Here is a 3015-nt window from a genome sequence, read left to right on the forward strand (position 1 = left end):
CGCCAACGAGGTAATCGTTGCCGGCCCCACCGTCGAGCACGTCGTTGCCACCGTTGCCGCCGTATTGGCCGTCGCCGTACAGGTTGTCGTTGCCGACGCCACCGAGCAGCGTGTCGGCGCCGACGCCGCCGGTGAGCGCATCGGCTCCCACGCCACCGATCAGCGAGTCGTTGCCGTTCTCGCCGTTCAACGAGTCGCCACCGTCGCCACCATCCAGCGTGTCGTTGCCGTCGCGTCCATAGAGCGCATCGTCACCGGCCAGGCCAGCGACGACGTCATCCGTCGCGTAGGCCGTGATGGTGTCGTTCGCCGACGTTGCGCTGACCAGCAGTCGCGCCTTCACATCGGCGACGCTCCAGGTCGTGCCGTCGTCGAAGCGGATCTGCTCGACCGCCCAGGTGCGCGCACTGACGCCGTCACCGTTGAAGTAGTTCGAGATCGTGACCTGATCCGCCGTGCCGTTGATGCTGACGATCAGGTTGTCACCGCTGCGGGTCAGCGACACGTCGCTGCTGAGCACGCCGGCCTTGAACTGCAGCACATCCGCCTTGCCGACAGTCGGATCGGCGCTGCCGTTCCAGCCGTCGGAGTCGTTGTTGATGCTGTCCTGCCCGTCGCCACGACCGAAGCGGTACGTGTCGCTGCCGAAGCCGCCAACGAGGTAATCGTTGCCGGCACCGCCATCGAGCACGTCGTTGCCACCATTGCCGCCGTACTGGCCATCGCCGTACAGGTTGTCATTGCCGTCGCCACCGAGCAGCGTGTCGGCGCCGACGCCACCGGTCAGCGCATCGGCCCCGGCCCCGCCGATCAGCGAGTCGTTGCCGTTCTCTCCGTTCAGCGAGTCACCACCGTCTCCGCCATCGAGCGTGTCGTTCCCGTCGCGCCCATAGAGCGCGTCGTTGCCGCCCTGGCCCGCAATCAGGTCATCGGTGGCATACCCGGTGATCGTGTCGTTGGCGTCGGTCGCGCTGACGAGCAGCCGCGCCTTGACCGTCGTCACGTCCCAGCTCGTGCCGTCATTGAAACGGATCTGCTCGACAGCCCAGCCGCGCGTGCTGACGCCGTCGTTGTTGAAGTAGTTCGAGATCGTGACCTGGTCGGTCGTGCCGTTGATCCTGAGGACCAGGTTGTCGCCGTTGCGGGACAGCGAGACATCGCTCGCCAGCACATCCGGCTTGAACTGCAGCACGTCCTGCTTGCCCGGGGTCGGGTCGGCATAGCCGTTCCAGCCATCGGAGTCGTTGTTGATGGTGTCCTGCCCGTCGCCGCGGCCGAACAGGTAGGTATCGCTGCCGAAGCCGCCGACCAGGTAGTCGTTGCCGGCACCGCCATCGAGCACGTCGTTGCCGCCGGCCCCTCCGTAGGCACCATCGCCGTACAGGTAGTCGTTGCCGTCGCCGCCGTAGGCATGGTCGACGCCCTCGCCACCAGTCAGCGTGTCGTCGCCGGTGCCGCCGATCAGCACGTCGGCCCCGGCGTTGCCGGACAGCAGGTCGTTGCCGTCGTCGCCGGACAGCAGGTCCATCCCGTCCCCGCCGTTGATCACGTCGTGACCAGCACCGCCCCACAGCCAGTCGTCACCGGCCTTGCCGTCAATGGTGTCGTTGCCGGTGTAGCCGTTGATCGAGTCGCGGCTCGCCGTGCCCAGGATCGTGTCGTTGCCGGCCCAGACCACCGTCATCATCGCGGTCTTGACGTCCGGCGCCAGCCCGATGGCCTGCGCCTCGAGCTGGTCGATGAAGTGGCGGTACATCGTCGCGTCATAGGGGTTGATGCCGCGCACCACCTCCATGAAGTCGCTCAGTTTTGCGCCCACGCCGGCCTGGCCGCTGGTGAACTGCTGCGCGAACACCGCGCTGACGGCCGCGAAATCGGCCGACCACACGCCGTTCACCTCGCTGAAGCTGACCTTGCGCAGCAGCGATGCGGCATGGCTGTCGCTCATCAGCTGCGTGTAGACGCTGGCGGCCAGCTGGTCATAGGCGCGCTGCAGGCTTTGCGCGTAGGTGCCCGACGGATTGACCTGCAAGGCAGGCTGCCCGAGGAAGCTTTCCATCACGCCGATCGTGCGTGCATCCACCACGCCGCCACGGCTGGCCGGGTTGACGTTCTCCTGGTGCGTCCACAGTTCGAGGATCTGCTTGACCAGGAGGTGGCGCTGCGCCGGGTCGGTCGCGGCCACGAAGGCCTCGACAGCGGCCTTCAGCGCGCCGCTGGTGTCGAGCACCATCGCGCGGTGCAGCGTGTGCACGTTGCCGAAGCCGACGGCATCGGGCAGCCGCGCGATCTCCGGCGGCACGACGATGCCGTTGCCGTTCAGCTGGCCGACCGGCACCGTCAGGCGGCGGTCCGAATCGAACCACAGCGTGTTGGTCAGGCCGGTCGAGCCGTCGCCGTAGCGGAAGGCGCCGATCTCGCGGTGCTGCACGTTGTTCGCATCGGTGAACGGCTGCGTGTTGTAGCTGACGTCGATCGAGCTGACGTTCAGCTCGGCCAGCGTCTTCAGCTCGCCGGCATTGGCGACGCCGTCGCTGTTCGCGTCCTGCCACAGGCGCAGGTCACCGAAGATCTCGTCGCTGGCATCGATCACGCCGTCGGTGTTGCGATCGAACTCGGCCAGCGCTTCGAAGCCGTTGCGGGCCAGCGAGCCATTGGCGAGCGTCGTCTCGGTACCGAACAGCTCGGCACCGCCGTCGATCGCGCCATTGCCGTTGCGATCGAGCACCAGCATCGCGTCGCTGCTGCCGATCCAGCTCGTGCGCTCGGCAAAGCCGCTGTTGTCCAGGTCGAAGTTGACCCCGTGCGTCTTCGGGATCGTGTCGATCTTGCCGTTGTGGTCGAGGTCGAACGCCAACGGGTCGCGCGGCGGCGGCGGCGGCACCGGCGGCGGCGGCGGGGGAGGCAGCGGCGTCGGTGTTGGCGTTGGCGTTGGCGTCGGCGTCGGCGTTGGCGTTGGCGTTGGCGTTGGCGTTGGCGTTGGCGTAGGCGTAGGCGTAGGCGTAGGCGTAGGCG

The 3015-nt window shown here is 67.5% G+C and carries 1 protein-coding gene; it reads right to left on the bottom strand.

What is annotated here, in order from left to right:
• Nucleotides 1-2884: calcium-binding protein (locus BUE42_RS34190; protein WP_304442386.1), on the bottom strand; the 2884-nt coding region annotated here is incomplete at its 3' end.
• Between the last annotated feature and the right edge of the window lie 131 nt (nucleotides 2885-3015).

Source organism: Rhizobacter sp. OV335 (genome assembly GCF_900142965.1).
Lineage (GTDB): Bacteria > Pseudomonadota > Gammaproteobacteria > Burkholderiales > Burkholderiaceae_C > Rhizobacter.